Genomic DNA, 16,740 nt, shown 5'->3' with positions numbered 1-16,740 from the left:
CAGTAAAGGGGAAGGATTCAGCACAGCCGGGCTCCCGGCGCGTCCAGCGGCGACACCCAGGCATCGCTGTCGAAGCCGGCGGCGGCAAAGGCGGCCTGCACCGGCGCGGCGGCGGCGTGGGCCAGCCCGGCGTCTTCAAACCAGGCGAATACGCTGGGACCAGCACCGGAGATGCCCGCGCCCATCGCCTGCGCCGCCAGCGCTGCGTCGCGCGCCGCTTCGAAGCCCACGATCAGGCCAGCACGCCGCGGCTCGACCAGCACATCGCGCAGCCCGGACCGCACCAGTCCGGCATCGCTGCGGTGGCAGCCACTGAGCACCAGCGCCAGATTCGCGCTCTGCGCCACGAACTCGCCCAAGGCATAGCTGCCCTGCAACGCCTGTCGCGCGCGTCGCGTTTCCAGCACCGCGTGCGGATGCACCAGCAGGCTGTGCCACTGCGCCGGCACCGGAATCGGCAGCAGCCGATCGGTCGTGCACAACGCCAGCCCGCCCAGCAGCAGCGGGCCTACGTTGTCGCCGTGGCGGCCGCCACTGGCCACCGCCTCGCCCTCCAGCGCGAACGGATACAACGCCTCACGCGACAGCGGCAGCTCCAGCAGCGCGTTGGCGGCGACCAGTGCCGCCACACAGGAGGCTGCCGAACCGCCCATTCCCGAGCCGAATGGAATGCCCTTGTCGATCTCGATGGCGAAGCCGAACGCCAGCCCGAGCCGCTCGCGCAGCGAGATCAACGCGGCGCCGGCGGTATTGCCGGCCGCCTCCAGCGGCAACTCGACCGCGCTGCCGCGGATGGCATCGATGCGCACCACCGGCTCATCGATGCGACGCACGCTCACGGTATCGCCGATGCCCGCAATCGCGTGGCCAAGAATGTCGAAGCCGACCGCAACATTGGCCACCGAGGCCGGTGCGAATGCACGTGCGATCACAGGCGTGCCCCTTCACCGGCCGCAACCCGCAGCAGATCGGCGAACACACCCGCCGCGGTCACTTCCGGACCAGCACCCGGCCCCTGCACCACCAGCGGGTTGTCACAGTAACGACGGGTGCGGAACTGCACCACGTTGTCGGTCAGCCGCAGGTTGGCGAAGGCGTGGTCGGCCGGCAATTCCTGCAGGCCGACCGAGGCGCCATCGGCACCGAGCCGCGCCACGTAGCGCAGTACCGCACCGCGCTTGCGCGCCTCCTGCAGCCGCTGCAGCAGGCTGGCATCGGACTCGCCCAGGCGCGCCATGAAGTCATCCACACTGCCCTCGCGCAACAGCGCCGGCACCAGGCTTTCGACCTGCACCTGCTCCAGGCTCAGCGCGTGCCCAGCCTCGCGCGCCAGGATCACCAGCTTGCGCGCCACATCCACGCCGGACAGATCATCGCGCGGGTCCGGCTCGGTGTAGCCCATCGAGCGCGCCTGCGCCACCAGCGCCGAGAACGGCTGGCTGCCATCGAAGCGGTTGAACAGCCAGGCCAGCGTGCCGGAGAAAATGCCGTCGATGGCCAGCACCTCGTCACCGGTATCGACCAGATCGCGCAACGTGGTGATCACCGGCAGGCCCGCACCTACCGTGGCTTCGTAGCGGAAGCGCGCCCCGCTGGCGGCGGCGGCCGCACGGATGCGCTGGTAGCGCGGCAAGGGTCCGGCGCCGGCCTGCTTGTTCGGCGTGACCACATGGATACCGGCTGCCAGCCAGCCCTCGTAGCGTTCGGCCACCTCGGCACTGCCACTGCAGTCGATCACCACCGCATGCGGCAGATGCGCGCCCAGCAGATGCTCGGTGAAACGATCAAGGTCACTGGCCTCACCGGCCTGCTGCAACGCCTGCCGCCAGTCGGTGTGCAGGCCGTCGGCTTCCAGGCGCATGCGCGAGCGCGAGGCCAGCGCGCGCAGGCGCAGGTCGACGTTGGCCTTGGCCAGCAGCTGCGGCCGCGCCACCAGCAGCTGGTCCAGCAGCGCGGCGCCCACATTGCCCGGCCCGATCACCCCCACCGCGAAGGTCTGCGGCGACAGCCAGAAGCCCGCATGCGCCGCACGCAGCGCACGGGTGGCATCAGCACTGTCCACCGCCACCGAGATGTTGCGTTCGGACGAGCCCTGGGCGATCGCCAGGATGTTCACCTGCGCACGCCCCAGTGCCTCGAACAGGCGTGCGGCCACACCCGGCTGGCCGGCCATGCCGTCGCCGACGGCCGCCAGCACACTCACTCCCTCGCTGACCTGCACGCGCTGCACCTGGCCGACCGACAGTTCATGCGCGAATGCGTGCAGCAGTGCCTCGCGACCGCGTGCGGCTTCGGCGGCGCGTACCACGCTGCAGATCGAATGTTCCGACGAGCCCTGCGAGATCATCACCACCGACACCTGTGCCTGGCGCAGCGCCGCGAACACACGCTCGGCCGTACCCGGCACGCCGATCAGGCCGGTGCCTTCCAGGTTCAGCAGGGCCAGCCCGGGGCTCAGGGTCAACCCTTTCACCGGCCCGCGCGGCGAGCGCTCGGCACTGATGCGCGTGCCCGGGTGCGCCGGCTGGAAGGTATTGCGGATGAAGATCGGCAGGCCGAGGCGGATCGCCGGCGACATCGTCTGCGGATGCACCACCTTGGCGCCGAAGTAGGCCAGCTCGCAGGCTTCGTCGTAGCTCAGCGATTCCAGCTGCACCGCCTCGGGCACCAGCCGCGGGTCGGCCGACAGCACACCATCGACATCGGTCCAGATGTGCAGTTCATCGGCGTTGAACAGCGCGGCGAAGATCGCACCGGAATAGTCGCTGCCATTGCGGCCCAGCGTGGTGATGCGGTCGTGGCGGTCACGGGCCACGAAGCCGGTGGCGACCAGACGCGACTGCGGATGCTGCAGGCGCCATTTGGCCAGGCGGTCAGCGCTGGCTTCCCAGTCGACATCCACGCCCAGCTCACCATGCCCCACCACCAGCACGTCGCGAGCATCGAGCACCGCGCAGTCTTCGCCCAGCGCGCGCAGATGGGTACCCAGCAGCTGTGCGGAGAACACTTCGCCCAGGCCCTGCACGCGGTCAAGCACCTCGCGCGGCAGCTCGCCGATCACCGCCAGCGCCGCCAGCACCTCGGCCAGTTGATCGAAGCGCGTGTCGATCCACTCCACGGTGTCGCCCACCTGCTCGCCGAGCAGGGCCACGGCCGCGCCGCGATGACGGGCACGCAGCGCATGCCACGCCTCGCGCCAGCCTTCATCGCCCTTGGCCGCCAGCTGCGCCAGCTCGATCAGTGCGTCGGTGACGCCCTTCATCGCCGAGACGACAGTGACCTGCAGCGATTCGGGACGGGCCAGCAGCAGGCCGGCGACATGGCGGTAGCGCTCGGCGTCGGCCACGGAGGTGCCACCGAACTTGTGCACGACAGTGGACGGCGCAGCCAGATCGGCCGGAGCTACGGAATGGGCGGGGGCGTGGGAAGACATGCAGACCTCGGCAGGAGGCCCCGTCGCATGCAGGTGTCGAGTTTCCCCGTCACCTGGATGGTGCGGGGCCGTGGTTTTCGGGAGTTACACGAAGACGACGGGCCGCACCAGGGCAGTGGTGACGGTGGTGGTGGTAATGGTGGTGGTGGCGACCGGCGCAGTCGAACGGCCCGCGGTTGCGGGAGCGATCAGGCTGGCGTGGGCGGCATCAAGGACCATGGCGTACAGAAAACACTGCGCGCCGGGCGGCTGTCAAGTGCTGCGATGCAAAAATCGACTGCCGCGATCATCGCTCAACGTGCGGGCATTTGGTTGCATCTGAGACAACGCGGGCATCAGCGTGCTTGACGCCCGCAACTAGCCCGCATGTTCGGCGATCGCCCGCGGCGCACGATGGGCATGCGCGCACAGCATCACCCCGGCGACCAGGAACACGATCGCCAACGCTTCCAGCAGGGTTGGCCAGCGCTGCTGCCAGGCAAACGCGTACAACAGCGCGAACAGGGTTTCGAACACGATCATCTGCCCGGTGAGGGTCAGTGGCAGCAGGCGGCTGGCCCGGTTCCAGAACGCGTTGCCGAGGATCGAGGCCACCACCGCCACGCCGGCGCTGATCGCCCAGAAGCCGCTCCACTGTGCCGGGGTATGGCTGCCGGTGTGGCCGATGAACGCCATCGGCACCAACAGCAGGGCCAGGCCGCCGGTGGTGAGGCCGGTCAGCAGTGACCAGTCATGGCTGGACAGGTCCGGGCGACGGGCCAGCCAGCGGCTGTTGCCGATCGAGTACAGCGCCCAGGAGAACAACGCGCCGAACGCGCACAACAGGCCGATCAGGCGCTGCCGCCACGGTGTTGCCAGATGCTCGGACATCAATGCTTCCCAGCCAACCAGGGCCACGCCGAGCACGCACAGGCCCAGCGCCGGCAGCAGCTGCTTCAGCGGCACCGCACCCTGCTCGCGCACGCCGACCAGGGTGACCACCACCGGGATCAGGCCGACGATCAGCGACGCCGCCGCACCACCGGCCCATTGCACGGCGGTGGCCAGCAGCAGGAAGTACACCAGGTTGCCGGCCAGGCTCAGCCATAGCAGGCCGATCCATTCGGCGCGGCCGAGCTTCGTCGCCAGCCGTTTCCAGCGCGGCAACAGCAGCACCACCGCGATCAGGCCATAGACCAGATAGCGGCCTGCGGACAACTGCAGGGCATTGAATGACTGCAGCACGGCGGGCGCGAGGAAGACCACGCCCCACAGCGCGCCGGCGGCAACGCCATTGGCGATGCCCAGGGCCATCGGGTTGTTGCGCATTGGAATTGTCAGGGGGAGCACAGGCCGCGCAGTGTAAGCGGCGGCGCGGCGAGCGCGCTTGACCCAGGCTACTGCCCGTCGCTGTCGCTGATCTGTAGGGCCGAGCCCATGCTCGGCTGCCCGTGTCTGCGCAGCGGGCAATCGCAGCCGAGCGCGGGCTCGGCTCTACACATCAGATGGCGCCCCGGCGCCAGGCAGCGGGCGTCTGCCCATATTCGCGGCGCAGTGCGCGGGTCAGTGCACTCTGCTCGGAATAGCCTGCGGCCAGCGCGATATCGCTGATCGGCGCGGCGCTGGTGCGCAGCTGGTGCTTGGCCCAACGCAGCCGGCAGGCACTGAGCCAGGCCTGCGGACTGAGCCCGAACTCACGCTGGAACAGTGCATGCAAGCGGCTTTCGCTGACGCCCACGACAACCGCCATGCGCGCCACCGGCCACGCCCTTCCGGGATCGGCCTGCACCTGCGCGCACAGGCTCTGCAGCCGTGCACCGCTGCCGGCAGGGGCGAACATCTGCAGCAGCTGCGGCAACAGCGCCGGCAATGGCTGATCCTCGCGCACCTGTGCCAGCCGCTGGCGCACTGACAATGGCAGGTACAGCCAACGCTGGCGGCGCAGGTGCTCCTGGGTATCGTCATCCAGCACGCCAGGAGGGCAATCCACGATCACGAAGCCATTGGGACCATCGGCCATCTGGTCGTGTGCCTCGCCAGCGGCAACGAAGGCTCCCTGCAGCAGATCCAACCGGCCACCCTGACCTTCCATCTCGAACTGCAGCTCGCCCTGCAGCGGCAGCACCCACTGCGCATAGTCATGCCGGTCCAGGCCGGTGGCCTGGCCATAGTGCCGAAGGTGGAAGATCGCGCCCATGTGACGAGTGTGCGCGTGCCGACATCTGCCTGCAACGCAGCCCGGCGTCGCGCGTGCTATGTTCCAGCCAGTTCCAGACGCAGGGATGGCAACGTGAACACGATGATCCGCATGCTTCCGCTTGCCTTGGCCATCCTGCTGCCGCTGGCCGCACAGGGCCAGTCCACAACACCATCGGCCGGCGAGCGCATCGCGCCCGCCCCGCACTGCCTGGACGCGCGCGACGTGCATCAGGTCGAGCAGCAGACTCCGACCGCCATCGCCGTCCGCGATGGCCGGGGCCAGGCCTACCGCATTGATTTCAGCGCCGCGTGCCCGGGTATCAACGAAGCCAGCGCGCTGCGCCTGGAAGCACCGTCAGGCTGGGCCTGCGGGCGGCCCAGCGAGCAGGTGGTGGTGGATGGCCGCCGTTGCGGCGTTGGCAGCGTCACGCCGATCGACAGCCGGGAGTTCGCCATCACCGCGCGCGCGAGCAGCCGCCTGTATGCGTCCACCCTGCCGCGCGTGGATGTGACCGCCAAGGGCACACCGACCCGCGGCGGCAACAGCCCGCGGCACACCTTCCAGACCTCGCCGGCGTTCTGCTTCGCCAGCCGCCATGTACGCAGCTGGAGCGAAGATTCGCAGGGCGTGGTGGTGGAAACCAACCCACGCCGCAATGGCGGCATTCGCTACTACCGGGTCGAACTGGCCGGCAGCTGCTCGATCCTGGCCGGTGCACAGGAAGTGAACTTCGAATCCGGTTTCGGCAACGGGCTGATCTGCGGCAATCCCGGCGATCGCATGGTCATGCTGCCCTCTCCATTCGGCGGCGAAGACCTTCGCGCCAGCACACCGCGCTTCGCCCGCCCAAGCTGTGGCGTACTGGCTGTCTATCCGAAGGACCTGCCCGACCAGGCCTCGCGCTAGCCGTCGACTCCCAGGAAGGTGAACGGTGCGCTGGGCACGAACTGGCCCAGTGCATCACCTGCGAAGGTATTGCGCTGGTCCGGGCCGAGGTCGAGCTTGAGCACCTTGCCAGCAAAATCGACCTTGTTCAGATCGACCCAGAACGTGTTCGGGGTCAACGCCGATTCGAAGAAGTACAGCCGGCGCTTGTGGTCGGCCACGGTGCGCCAGCGCGTGGATGAGATGTTCGGCTCGCCCGGGGTGGTGATGCCATACGGCACCGAGGTATTGCGGATGACGCTGAACACGCTGGCCAACGCCACCACCGGATCTTCGGCCTTGGGAATGGCATTGATGTAGAACGAAGCGCGCGCGAAGCGGTCGGCCGAGCGGTTGGTGCCCGGCAGCATCACCGTGCCGCCGATCTGCTGCCAGTAGCTGTTGAGCGCCAGCTGCTGCTCGAAGATCGGCGAATTGGTCATCACCTGGTAGCGTCGGTCGTGATGGATCACCTGGCGGCCGCCGATGTACTCGACGATGGCGCTGTCACCGCTGGCATCGGACAGAGACAGGTGCAGCGTCGCCTGGCGATCCTCGCCCGGCACCTTGTCGGTGATGATCGAGTACGGCTCGCGCTGCAACGCCGCCACCGCTTCATCCACCGTGGCGAAGTTGTCCAGCACGTACTGGGCCCACAGTGAGATGGCCAGGCCGGGCTTGTTGCCACGCTGCTGCGGGTACTCCGACTCGACCAGCCACAGCAGGTTGGCAACCAGACCCTTCTCGTTCATGCCATCGGTGGTCGACACGTCGTAGCCGGTGGCCACCACGCTGCCGTAGCGCGCCGTCCACGCCAGCGATTTCGGTCCCGCCTGGCCGGTGCGTGCCATGCCACGCGGCAGAACGTAGAGATTGGTCGCCACATCGACCTTCCAGTCCATCGACCGCGCGGTGATCACATCGCCGTTGTCACCCAGGTACACCGCACGCGTGCAGGCCAGTGCGGGGGCGCCGGCCGCCACCAGTGCCACCGCCAGCATCGCCTTCTGCTTCCACTTCATCCGTGCCATGTCGCTGCGCTCCGTTCCCCGTGATCAGCGGATCTCACCGCACGCGCGGTGACACAACGGTGAAAGCTCAGCGCGTGACCCGCGCGTGCAGCCAGAAGCCTGCCAGCATGGCGGGCACGAACCACAGCGCTTCACGCGACCCCACAGCCAGCCCGGCAAGGGCCGGCCCCGGGCAGTAGCCCGCCCAGCCCCAGCCGATGCCGAACAGGGCCGCGCCCAGCAGCAGACGCGCATCGACGCCGGTCAGCGCGGGCCGCTGGAAACCCGTGGCGAACAGCGGCTGCGTACGCCGCAGCACCCAGCGCTGGCCCAGCGCGCTGACCAGCACGGCCGCGCCCAGCACCCAGGCCAGGGTGGGATCGAAGTCGCCAGCAACGTCGAGGAAGCCGAGCACCCGGCGCGGGTCGGTCATGCCGGCCAGCGCCAGCCCTGCGCCGAACAGCGCGCCGGACAGGCCTGCGGCCCAGATCGCGCGGCTCATGCGATGGCTCCGCCGTGACGGATCACGAAGGTGGTCAGCATCGCGCAGCCCATGAACACCAGCACCGCGGCCAATGATCGGCGCGAACCTCGCGCCATGCCGCACACGCCGTGTCCACTGGTGCAGCCACTGCCCAGCCGGGTCCCGAAGCCGACCAGAAGGCCCGCGCCGACCAGCTGCCAGGCTGGCAGCGCATCGCGGATCAGCGCGCGCGCCGGCTGCCCGGGCGCCGCCTGCCACCACAGCACTGCGCCCGCTGCCAGCAGCAGACCGAGCAGGAAGGCCCAGCGCCAACCGCGCTCGCCCCGCGCGGGGCGCAGCGTGCCGGCCGCGATCCCGCTGATGCCGGCCACGCGGCCGGTGGTCGCCAGCAACAGCACCGCAGCCAGCCCGATCAGCCCGCCACCGGCCAGTGCCGCCCACGGCACGTTCATGCCCTGCCCTCGTACGTTGTGCGCATTCGATTGCCGCTTAATTTAGCTTTCGCTAAATTAGCGTCATCCAAACCACAAGGTCAACCATGGCCCGCGCCCCGCTCGACACCACCGCGATGGCCGAACATGCCGAGCATGCGGCCGCCCTGCTCAAGAGCCTGGCCCACCCGGCGCGTTTGCAGGTGCTGTGCCGGCTGGTGGAAGGCGAAGCGCCGGTACCGGAACTGCAGGCGTTGACCGGGCTGAGCGCATCGGCGCTGTCGCAGCATCTGGCGGTGCTGCGCGCACTGGACATCGTGGCGACGCGGCGCCAGGCACAATCGATCCACTACCGGATGGTCGAAGGCCCGGCACTGGGCGTACTGCAGGCATTGCACGCCGCCTACTGCGGCGGCCCGCCACGCTGACGCTCAGACGGCGTGCAGCACCGGCTGCACGACGGTGTCGAGCAGGTCCACCGGGGTGGGCGCGGAACGGTCGCCCTGCAGGGCGCGGGTAAACCCGGACCAGTCGCTGGATGAGAGCTGGCGCAGCAGCATCGCGTCCACCGCCAGTGCGCGCATCGCCCAATAGGGAAACTGGCGCTGGCCCAGGCGCCCGCGCGCCAGCTCCACGATGTCGATATGGCTGCCCGCCTGCAGGATGCGTTCGTACACCGAATCGATGCCATCCGGCGGCCCTTCGATGTACTGCAGGAAGCGACCGCCGTCATGCAGCAGCACACCCGTCACCCCGGCCAGCTTGTTGAAGCGCGCAGCGTCTTCGACCAATGCATCCAGCCGTTCGGGTGACAGGTCCGGCGACGCCTGGCTGACGTAGGCGATGGCGCGCAGAGGCATGGCGCTTCCCTGGCAGGAGGTGAAGCCACGGTAGCAGTTACGGACGAGCCCGTCTCAGAACCGGTTCACGCTTGCTGAAGAATTCAGTTTGCGGCGACGCCCGGACCGTCGCAGCGTCGGGGCAGCCGCGCCTCGAACACCACCTGCCCGGCCTCGTTGCGGGCCTGGATGCGCCCGCCGTGGGCACGTACGAACTGATCGACGATGTACAGACCCAGGCCCAACCCGTTGCTGGGATGGAAGCTGGCCTTGAACGGTTCGAACAGGCGTGGCAGCAGGGCTTCATCGATGTGCCCGGCATTGCTCACCCGCAGCAGCACGTTGCGCGCATCGCGGCCATCCACCTCCACCCTCGCCTCGCTGCCATGGGTCAGCGCATTGCCGACCAGGTTGGCCGCGACCTGGCCGAGGCGATCGAAATCGCCCTGCAGGGCGGTATCACCGTGCATGTCCAGGCGGATCCGTGAGTGGCCATGTGCGCTGCCGGCTTCGGCCACCACCGCACGCGCCACATCGCCCAGATCGCAGCTGCTCGCCTGCAGGCGCAGGCCGCCGCTGCGGATCCGCGAGAAGTCCAGCAGCTGCTCCACCATCCGCGCCATGCGCAGCGTACTGGCCTCCAGGTGGGCCAGGGTCTGGCGGGCGCCGATGTTGTCGGCAGGCAGATCCAGCGCCAGCTTGTCGGCGCACAACAGGATCGCCGACAGCGGCGTGCGCAGGTCGTGGGTCAGCACCGCCGCCATGGTCTCGTTGAGCTTGAGTGCGCGCTCCAGTGCCTCGTTGCGCGCCTTCAGCAGCTGCCGCTGCTGGTACAGCTCGATGAAGACATTGACCTTGCTCAGGATCACCTGCGGCGCCACCGGCTTGTGCAGGAAATCCACCGCGCCGGTCTCATAGCCCTTGAAGGCGCGCACCGGGTCATCCGGCGAGGCGGTCAGGAAGATGATCGGGATGGTGCGGCTGCGGTGCGAACCCCGCATCAGTTCGGCCAGGGTGAAGCCGTCGATCTCCGGCATATGCACGTCCAGCAACGCCAACGCCACCTCATGTTCCAGCAGAAGCTCCAGCGCCTGTGCGCCCGAGCCGGCCAGCAGCAGATTCACGCCCTCGCGCTGCAGCAGCGCCTGCATGGCTACCAGGTTCTGCGGCACGTCATCGACGATCAGCAGGTTGACCGGGGTCTGCGATTGCGCAGGGTCCGGTGGCAGCAGGTTCATGCGGAAAACTCCTTCAGGCGACGGCACATCAGTTCAAGGGGCAGCACGGCATCGGCGCCGGCGTGCTGCAGGGCGGAGGCCGGCATCATGGATGCCTCGGCCTCCTCGGGACATTGCAGCCAGGCATGGCCACCGGCAGCGCGTACCGCAGCCACGCCTTCGCTGCCGTCGCTGCTGGCCCCGGTCAGCAGCAGGGCCAGTACCTGCGGGCCAAACACCGCAGCAGCCGATTCGAACAGCGGGTCGATGGCCGGGCGCGAATACAGCACCGGCGCGTCAACCGACAGCGCCACCGAGGCAGCGTCTTCCACCAGCAGATGGTAGTCCGGCGGGGCGAAGGTGACGGTTCCCGGCTGCAGTGGCTGCTTGTCCTCCGCCTCGCGCACAGGCAGCGCACAGCAGGGCGCCAGCACTTCGGCAATGCGGCTGGAGCGATCGCGTGGCAGATGCAGCACCGCCAACACCGGCGCGGGAAACGTTGCGGGCAGCGCACCGAGCACCGACTGCAGGGCAGCCACCCCGCCTGCGGATGCGCCGATTACCAGCAACCCAGGCCGCCTGCTCATGGTCATCACGCAACCTTCCGATACAGGCGGTGTTCGCGCGAGCAGACCTCGAACGCCTCGTGGTGGCGACCGAACTGCAACGACTCCTTGCTGCCCAGGCCAAGGAAGCCGCGATGCACCAGCGCCTCGCGGAACAGGCCAACGGCACGGTCCTGCAGATCGCGGTTGAAGTAGATCAGCACATTGCGGCACGACACCAGGTGCACTTCGGAAAACACGGTGTCGGTGGCCAGGCTGTGGTCGGCGAACACCACATTGCGCCGCAGCTGGCGATCGAACACGGCGCCGTCGTACGCGGTGGCGTAATAGTCCGACAGCGATGCGGTACCACCGGCAGCCAGGTAATTGCGGCTGAACTGGGCCATGCGGTCGATGCCATAGGCGCCTGCCTCGGCGCTGGCCAGCGCCGAGGGATTGATGTCGGTGGCATAGACGATGCTGCGTTCAAGCAAGCCTTCCTCGTGCAGCAGAATCGTCAGCGACCAGACCTCCTCACCCGTGCTGCAACCGGCTACCCACAGCTTCACCGAGGGATAGGTACGCAGCACCGGCACCACCTGCTCGCGCAGTTCGCGGAAGTAGGCCGGATCTCGGAACATCTCCGACACCTGCACGGTGAAGAACTGCATCGCCTGGGCGAACAGCTCCGGCTCGTGCAGCAGGCGATGCTGCAGGTCGGCCAGGCGTGCGCACTCGTAGCGCTGCATGGCCTGGCGCATGCGCCGCCGCAGCGATGACACCGCGTAGCTGCGGAAGTCGTAGTGGTAGCGCTGGTAGATCGCCTCCAGCAGGACCTTCAGTTCCAGGTCGAACAGCGCCTGATCGTTCATTGCCGCGAGCACCAGACCCGGCACAGCGAAACCAGCTTGTCCACGTCGATGGGTTTGGCGATGTAATCGTTGGCGCCGGCCTGCAGGCAGCGTTCGCGATCGTCCGGCATGGCCTTGGCGGTCAGCGCGATGATCGGCAGGTCCTGCAGGTGGCGCTGCGCGCGGATCTCGCGCATCGCGGCCAGCCCGTCCTTCTCCGGCATCATGATGTCCATCAGCACCAGGTCGACCTCACGCTCGGCCAGGCGATCCACCGCCTCCTGGCCATTGCGGGCGATCTCCAGAGTCACGCCCAGCGGTTCAAGCACGCTGGACAGCGCGAAAATGTTGCGTACATCGTCTTCGGCCAGCAGCACGGTGCGTCCGTCCAACACGGTGTCGCGCCGACGTGCTTCGCGCAGCAGGCGCTGCTGGTCGCTGGGCAGGCTGGCTTCCACGCTGTGCAGGAACAGGGTGACCTCGTCCAGCAGGCGCTCGGGCGAACGTGCGCCCTTGATGATGATGCTCTTCGAGTAGCGGCGCAGGCGCTGTTCTTCCTCGCGGCTGAGCGCGCGGCCGGTGTAGACGATCACCGGCGGGAAGCCGACATCATCATTGCCGGCCATGTGCTCGAGCAGGTCGTAGCCGCTGCCGTCGGGCAGCGACAGGTCCATCACCATGCAGTCGAAGGTGACCGAGCTGAGCTGCTCCAGCGCACCGGCCAGGGTGCCCACCGCGACAATCTGCAACTGCTCGCGACCCAGCAGCAGTTCCAGGTTGTGGCGCAGCTCGTTGTCGTCCTCGACGATCAGCAGGCGCCGCACGTCACGCTGACTGGTCTGCTCCAGCTGCTCGATGGCCGACACAAGGCGTTCGCGCGTGGTCGGCTTGATCGCAAAACCAATCGCGCCCAGTTCGCGCGCGACCTGGCTGCGGTCCATCGCCGAAACCACATGTACCGGGATATGGCGGGTTTCCGGATTGCGCTTGAGGCGCTCCAGCACGCTCAGTCCGGACACATCGGGCAGGCCGATGTCGAGCAGGATGCCATTCGGGCGCAGATCGGCGGCCAGCACCAGCGCCTCTTCCGCCGTGCCGGCCACCACGCAGTCGAAATCGAGTTCGTGGGCCAGCGCTACCAGCGCTTCGGCGAAGGTGGCATCGTCCTCCACGGCCAGGATCAGCCGGCCAGCACGCTGGCGGCGGCCACGATCATCGGCGACGCCTGCCACCGTCGCGACCGGAGCCGGAGCCGCTGCAGCGGCGGCAACCGGCGCGATCGCGGGAACCGCCACGGCCGGCGCCACGCTGGCAGCTTCGGCGGTGCCCGGCTCCGCTGCCGCCGGTGCCCCTGCAACGGCAACTCCAGGATGAAGCAACTGCCGCGCCCCGGCTCGCTGTCGACCCGGATGGCACCGCCCATGCGCTCGGCCAGATCACGCGAGATCGACAGCCCCAGCCCGGTGCCGCCGTAGCGGCGCCGGGTGCTGCCATCGGCCTGGCGGAAAGCCTCGAAAATGACCTGCAACTGCTCGCGGGCGATACCGATACCGGTATCGCAGACCTCGAAGCGGATGCGGCCGTCGCCGGCGGCGCGCACGTGCAGGCTGACCTTGCCGTGTTCGGTGAATTTCAGTGCATTGGCCAGCAGATTCTTCAGGATCTGCTGCAGGCGCTGGTTGTCGGCCACCAGCTGGCTTGGCGCCAGCGCGTCGGCCTCGATCTGCAGCGCCAGGCCCTTCTGCCGCGCCATCGGCTCAAAGGTTTCGCGCAGGCGTTGCAGCACGCTGTCCACCACCACCACTTCATCGGCCAGTTCGACATGGCCCGCTTCGATGCGCGACAGGTCCAGGATGTCGTTGATCAGCGCCAGCAGGTCGTTGTTCGAGGACAGGATCGCGCGTGCGTACTTGACCTGCTCTTCGGTCAGCGTGCCGTCCTTGTTGTCGGCCAGCAGCTTGGCCAGGATCAGCGAGCTGTTCAGCGGCGTACGCAGCTCGTGCGACATGTTGGCCAGGAACTCGGACTTGTAGCGCGAGGTGGCGGCCAGCTCGTTGCTGTTGCGCACCAGCTGGCCCTGCGCCACCAGCAGCGCCTGCTTCTGCGCCTCCAGCTCATGGGTGCGCTCTTCCAGCTGGACGTTGCTCTGCTCCAGCTCGGCCTGCTGCTCTTCCAGATGGCTCTGCGACTGCAGCAGGCTGCGGCTCTGCTCTTCCAGCTCCTCGTTGGCCACGCGCAGCTCTTCCTGCTGGGCCTGCAGCTCCTCACCCTGGCGCTGCGACTCCTCCAGCAGCACCACCAGCTGTGCACGCAGCAGCGAAGCCCGCAGTGCCATGCCGATGGTCTCGGCACAACGTTCCAGCAGTTCGACATCCAGGCGCGGCTGCTCACCGGCACGGGTCCGGCCCAGCTCGATGATGCCGACCGCGCTGCCATCACTGCTGATCGGCGCCAGGAGGCGCTCGCGCACCGGCAGCCGCCCCAGGCTGGTCTGCAGTTCAAGCACCGTCGCCTCGCCCCCCTGCAGATGGCGGATGCGCCCGTCGCGGGCCACCTGCCCGGCCACGCCTTCCTGCAGGGCCAGCGATGCCGGCATGCCCGACGGCAACGCCAGGCCGCCGGTAAGCTGCAGCCGCCCACCCTCCAGGCGGTATACCGCACCGACCTCGGCCTGCAGCTGCGCGCCCAGGCTGGTCGCCGCCGCTTCGGCGATCTGCTCCGGCCCCAGGTCGCCACGCAGGCTCATCGCCACGGCGTTCTCGGCCTCCTGCAGCCACAACGCGCGCATCGCCTCGCGGCGTGCCTGGATGGCGCGGGAGACGATCAGCGCGATCATCAGGAACGCGCCGCCACCAATGCTGCGGTTGACGAACGAGAACGCGGAATTGGAGCTGGCCGGCGCGATGTTGTAGCCGACGATCAGCAGCATGCAGGCCAGCACGGCCACGATGAACGGCGCCCGCGCACTGCGCTGGAACACCATCACGCCCACGGCAAGGAAGTAGGCCAGCCACACCGCGTAGCCCAGTGGCACCACCAGCTCCAGCGCGATGGTCGCCGCCAGCAATACGGTGGACGTCATCCAGATCCAGCGGTCACGCGTGGTTGCACCAGGACGCATGCGGGTCGGTTCCAGAGGTCAAAGGGTGGGTGATGGTACTCCGTGTCGCATTCAGCCGCACAGGACGAATGGCACGTGCCACGCCTGCACGCACTCTTCACACTGCACTGCCTAGCTTCACGTCCCTCCCTGGGGTAATGCTCATTTCCACGTGGACGCAGCCGCTTCTACGACGTCCGTGCTGACGGACCCTTCCCGACAACTGCGACTGCTGATCGACAGCGTGCGCGACCATGCGCTGTACCTGCTTGATCCGCAGGGCATGGTGTGCAGCTGGAATCCGGGCGCCGAGCGCATCAAGGGCTATTCAGCCGACGAAGTCATCGGCACCCATTTCGGCCGCTTCTACCTGCCGGCCGATCGCGAGTCCGGCGAACCACAGCGCCTGCTGCGCCTTGCCGCGCAGCATGGCCACCACGCCAGCGAGGGCTGGCGCCTGCGCCGCGACGGTTCCTCGTTCCGCGCCAGCATCGTCATCGAGCCGGTGGTTGAAGCCGGCGAGCTGCTCGGTTTCGTCAAGATCACCCGTGACATCACCGAGCAATGGCAGGCACAACGGCTGCTGCGCGATGCCCAGCGTGCGCTGCGCAACACCCAGCAGTTCGAGACGGTCGGCCGGCTCAGCCGGGGGCTGTCGCACGAGTTCAACAACCTGCTGACCACCATCGGCAATGCGCTGGATCTGCTGGCCATGCGCGTAGGCAGCGACGACAGGCGCGCGGCCGAACTGCTGGATGCGGCGCAGGCCGCTACCGACCGCGGCGCGCTGCTGACCCGCCAGCTGCTGGCCTTCAGCACCGGGCAGACCCTGATCCGCGAGCCGGTGGACCTCAACGCACGGCTGCAGCACTGGCTGCCGGACCTGCAGCGCGCCTGTCCGCCCACGGTGGTGCTGGACCTGCGGCTGACGCCCGGCCTGCCCGCGGTGAGCACCGACGCGATGCAGCTGCAGACCGCGCTGAGCAATCTGGTGGCCAATGCAGTGGAAGCCACCCTCGATGGCGGCCGCATCCTGGTGGCCACCGCACTGGAGCATCGGCTCGACCCGGATGCGGACAGCACGTTGCAACGTGGCTATGTCACCCTCAGCGTCTGTGACGAGGGCCATGGCATGGCTGCCGACATCGCCGAGCGCGCAACCGAACCCTTCTTCACCACCAAGGACATCGGCAAGGGCAGCGGTCTGGGCCTGAGCCAGGTGTTCGGATTCACCACCCAGAGCGGCGGCTTCGTCGACGTGTCCACCACGCCCGGTGTCGGCACCACGGTCAGCCTGCTGCTCCCTGCAATAGAGGACCCTGCCGATGACTGATGACCCGATCCGCGTATTGATGGTGGAGGACCAGACCGATCTGCGCGAGATGATCGGCCTGGCCCTGCGCGACTTCGGCATCGACGTGTCCACGACCGCCGATGCCCATGAAGCGGCTGCGCTGCTGAAGGGCGAAGCGCGTTTCGATGTGGTGTTCAGTGACATCAGCATGCCCAACGGCATGTCCGGCATCGAGCTGAGCGAGCACGTCGCCCGTGAACAGCCACAGGCGCGGATGATCCTGTCGTCCGGCTATGCGCGTTCGCAGCTGCCACCGCTGCCCGAGCAGGTGGAATTCCTGCCCAAGCCCTACCGCCTGCGCCAGCTGGTGCAGCTGCTGAAGCAGGAATGACCTGCCGCCGGGCCTGGCCCGGCATCTCGCTCCTGTAGCGCC

Annotated in this window: 16 protein-coding genes and 1 pseudogene; 5 read left to right on the top strand and 12 right to left on the bottom strand. The window is 68.2% G+C overall.

Annotation, left to right across the window (positions count from 1 at the left end):
• Positions 1–17: 17 nt before the first annotated feature.
• Both N4G47_RS07795 and thrA read right to left on the bottom strand, forming a co-directional pair.
• Entirely contained in the window at positions 18–932 is a 915-nt protein-coding gene (locus tag N4G47_RS07795; protein ID WP_475286280.1) for a homoserine kinase, read from the bottom strand.
• Entirely contained in the window at positions 929–3,433 is a 2,505-nt protein-coding gene (gene thrA / locus N4G47_RS07790; RefSeq protein ID WP_475286279.1) for a bifunctional aspartate kinase/homoserine dehydrogenase I, read from the bottom strand. Before thrA ends, N4G47_RS07795 begins: the two co-directional genes overlap by 4 nt.
• A gap of 27 nt (positions 3,434–3,460) precedes the next feature.
• Here thrA and N4G47_RS07785 point away from each other — a divergent pair, with 27 nt between their 5' ends.
• Positions 3,461–3,781 (top strand): hypothetical protein, encoded by a 321-nt coding sequence (locus N4G47_RS07785; protein WP_475286277.1) that lies wholly within the window; start codon positions 3,461–3,463, stop codon positions 3,779–3,781.
• Positions 3,782–3,790: 9 nt separating this feature from the next.
• Here the strand turns inward: N4G47_RS07785 and N4G47_RS07780 are convergent, their stop codons facing one another.
• The gene (locus N4G47_RS07780) at positions 3,791–4,741 is read right to left on the bottom strand and encodes a DMT family transporter (RefSeq protein ID WP_475286275.1); all 951 of its coding nucleotides are present in this window, start codon (positions 4,739–4,741) and stop codon (positions 3,791–3,793) included.
• A gap of 172 nt (positions 4,742–4,913) precedes the next feature.
• Positions 4,914–5,609 (bottom strand): helix-turn-helix transcriptional regulator, encoded by a 696-nt coding sequence (locus N4G47_RS07775; RefSeq protein ID WP_249844189.1) that lies wholly within the window; start codon positions 5,607–5,609, stop codon positions 4,914–4,916.
• 102 nt (positions 5,610–5,711) lie between these two features.
• On the opposite strand from N4G47_RS07775, the gene N4G47_RS07770 reads away from it, so the two are divergent.
• On the top strand, positions 5,712–6,518 hold the full coding sequence (locus N4G47_RS07770; protein ID WP_475289912.1) for a DUF6491 family protein: 807 nt from the start codon (positions 5,712–5,714) through the stop codon (positions 6,516–6,518).
• Here N4G47_RS07770 and N4G47_RS07765 read toward each other — a convergent pair.
• The 3 genes from N4G47_RS07765 to N4G47_RS07755 form a co-directional block, all read right to left on the bottom strand.
• A complete protein-coding gene (locus N4G47_RS07765) occupies positions 6,515–7,567 on the bottom strand; it encodes a linear amide C-N hydrolase (RefSeq protein WP_475286273.1) in 1,053 nt (350 codons plus the stop codon). The genes N4G47_RS07770 and N4G47_RS07765 overlap by 4 nt on opposite strands.
• 67 nt (positions 7,568–7,634) lie before the next feature.
• Entirely contained in the window at positions 7,635–8,048 is a 414-nt protein-coding gene (locus N4G47_RS07760; RefSeq protein ID WP_249844192.1) for a DUF6691 family protein, read from the bottom strand.
• Positions 8,045–8,524 (bottom strand): YeeE/YedE family protein, encoded by a 480-nt coding sequence (locus N4G47_RS07755; protein WP_475289911.1) that lies wholly within the window; start codon positions 8,522–8,524, stop codon positions 8,045–8,047. The genes N4G47_RS07760 and N4G47_RS07755 overlap by 4 nt, the downstream gene beginning before the upstream one ends.
• 44 nt (positions 8,525–8,568) lie before the next feature.
• Between N4G47_RS07755 and N4G47_RS07750 the strand changes: the two genes are divergently transcribed.
• Positions 8,569–8,889 carry an ArsR/SmtB family transcription factor gene (locus N4G47_RS07750; protein ID WP_475286270.1) on the top strand — a complete coding sequence of 107 codons (321 nt, stop codon included), beginning with the start codon at positions 8,569–8,571 and terminating at the stop codon, positions 8,887–8,889.
• A gap of 3 nt (positions 8,890–8,892) precedes the next feature.
• Here the strand turns inward: N4G47_RS07750 and N4G47_RS07745 are convergent, their stop codons facing one another.
• From N4G47_RS07745 to N4G47_RS07725, 5 genes and pseudogenes are all read right to left on the bottom strand, one after another.
• Positions 8,893–9,321: a BLUF domain-containing protein gene (locus N4G47_RS07745; protein WP_475286268.1), complete on the bottom strand. Its 429-nt coding sequence runs from the start codon at positions 9,319–9,321 to the stop codon at positions 8,893–8,895.
• A gap of 83 nt (positions 9,322–9,404) precedes the next feature.
• On the bottom strand, positions 9,405–10,538 hold the full coding sequence (locus N4G47_RS07740; protein ID WP_475286266.1) for a hybrid sensor histidine kinase/response regulator: 1,134 nt from the start codon (positions 10,536–10,538) through the stop codon (positions 9,405–9,407).
• Positions 10,535–11,110 (bottom strand): chemotaxis protein CheB, encoded by a 576-nt coding sequence (locus tag N4G47_RS07735; protein WP_475286264.1) that lies wholly within the window; start codon positions 11,108–11,110, stop codon positions 10,535–10,537. Before N4G47_RS07735 ends, N4G47_RS07740 begins: the two co-directional genes overlap by 4 nt.
• On the bottom strand, positions 11,110–11,934 hold the full coding sequence (locus tag N4G47_RS07730; protein ID WP_475286262.1) for a CheR family methyltransferase: 825 nt from the start codon (positions 11,932–11,934) through the stop codon (positions 11,110–11,112). The genes N4G47_RS07735 and N4G47_RS07730 overlap by 1 nt, the downstream gene beginning before the upstream one ends.
• Positions 11,931–15,034 (bottom strand): annotated as a pseudogene (locus tag N4G47_RS07725) (response regulator). Before N4G47_RS07725 ends, N4G47_RS07730 begins: the two are co-directional and overlap by 4 nt.
• A gap of 151 nt (positions 15,035–15,185) precedes the next feature.
• On the opposite strand from N4G47_RS07725, the gene N4G47_RS07720 reads away from it, so the two are divergent.
• Both N4G47_RS07720 and N4G47_RS07715 read left to right on the top strand, forming a co-directional pair.
• Positions 15,186–16,346 (top strand): two-component system sensor histidine kinase NtrB, encoded by a 1,161-nt coding sequence (locus N4G47_RS07720; RefSeq protein ID WP_475286260.1) that lies wholly within the window; start codon positions 15,186–15,188, stop codon positions 16,344–16,346.
• Positions 16,339–16,698 (top strand): response regulator, encoded by a 360-nt coding sequence (locus tag N4G47_RS07715; RefSeq protein WP_107232384.1) that lies wholly within the window; start codon positions 16,339–16,341, stop codon positions 16,696–16,698. Before N4G47_RS07720 ends, N4G47_RS07715 begins: the two co-directional genes overlap by 8 nt.
• The last annotated feature ends 42 nt before the right edge of the window (positions 16,699–16,740 follow it).

This window comes from Stenotrophomonas sp. GSD10, assembly GCF_056172695.1.
The sequence above is the reverse complement of the archived record's forward strand: the minus strand, read 5'-3'. Positions and strand labels throughout refer to the sequence as shown.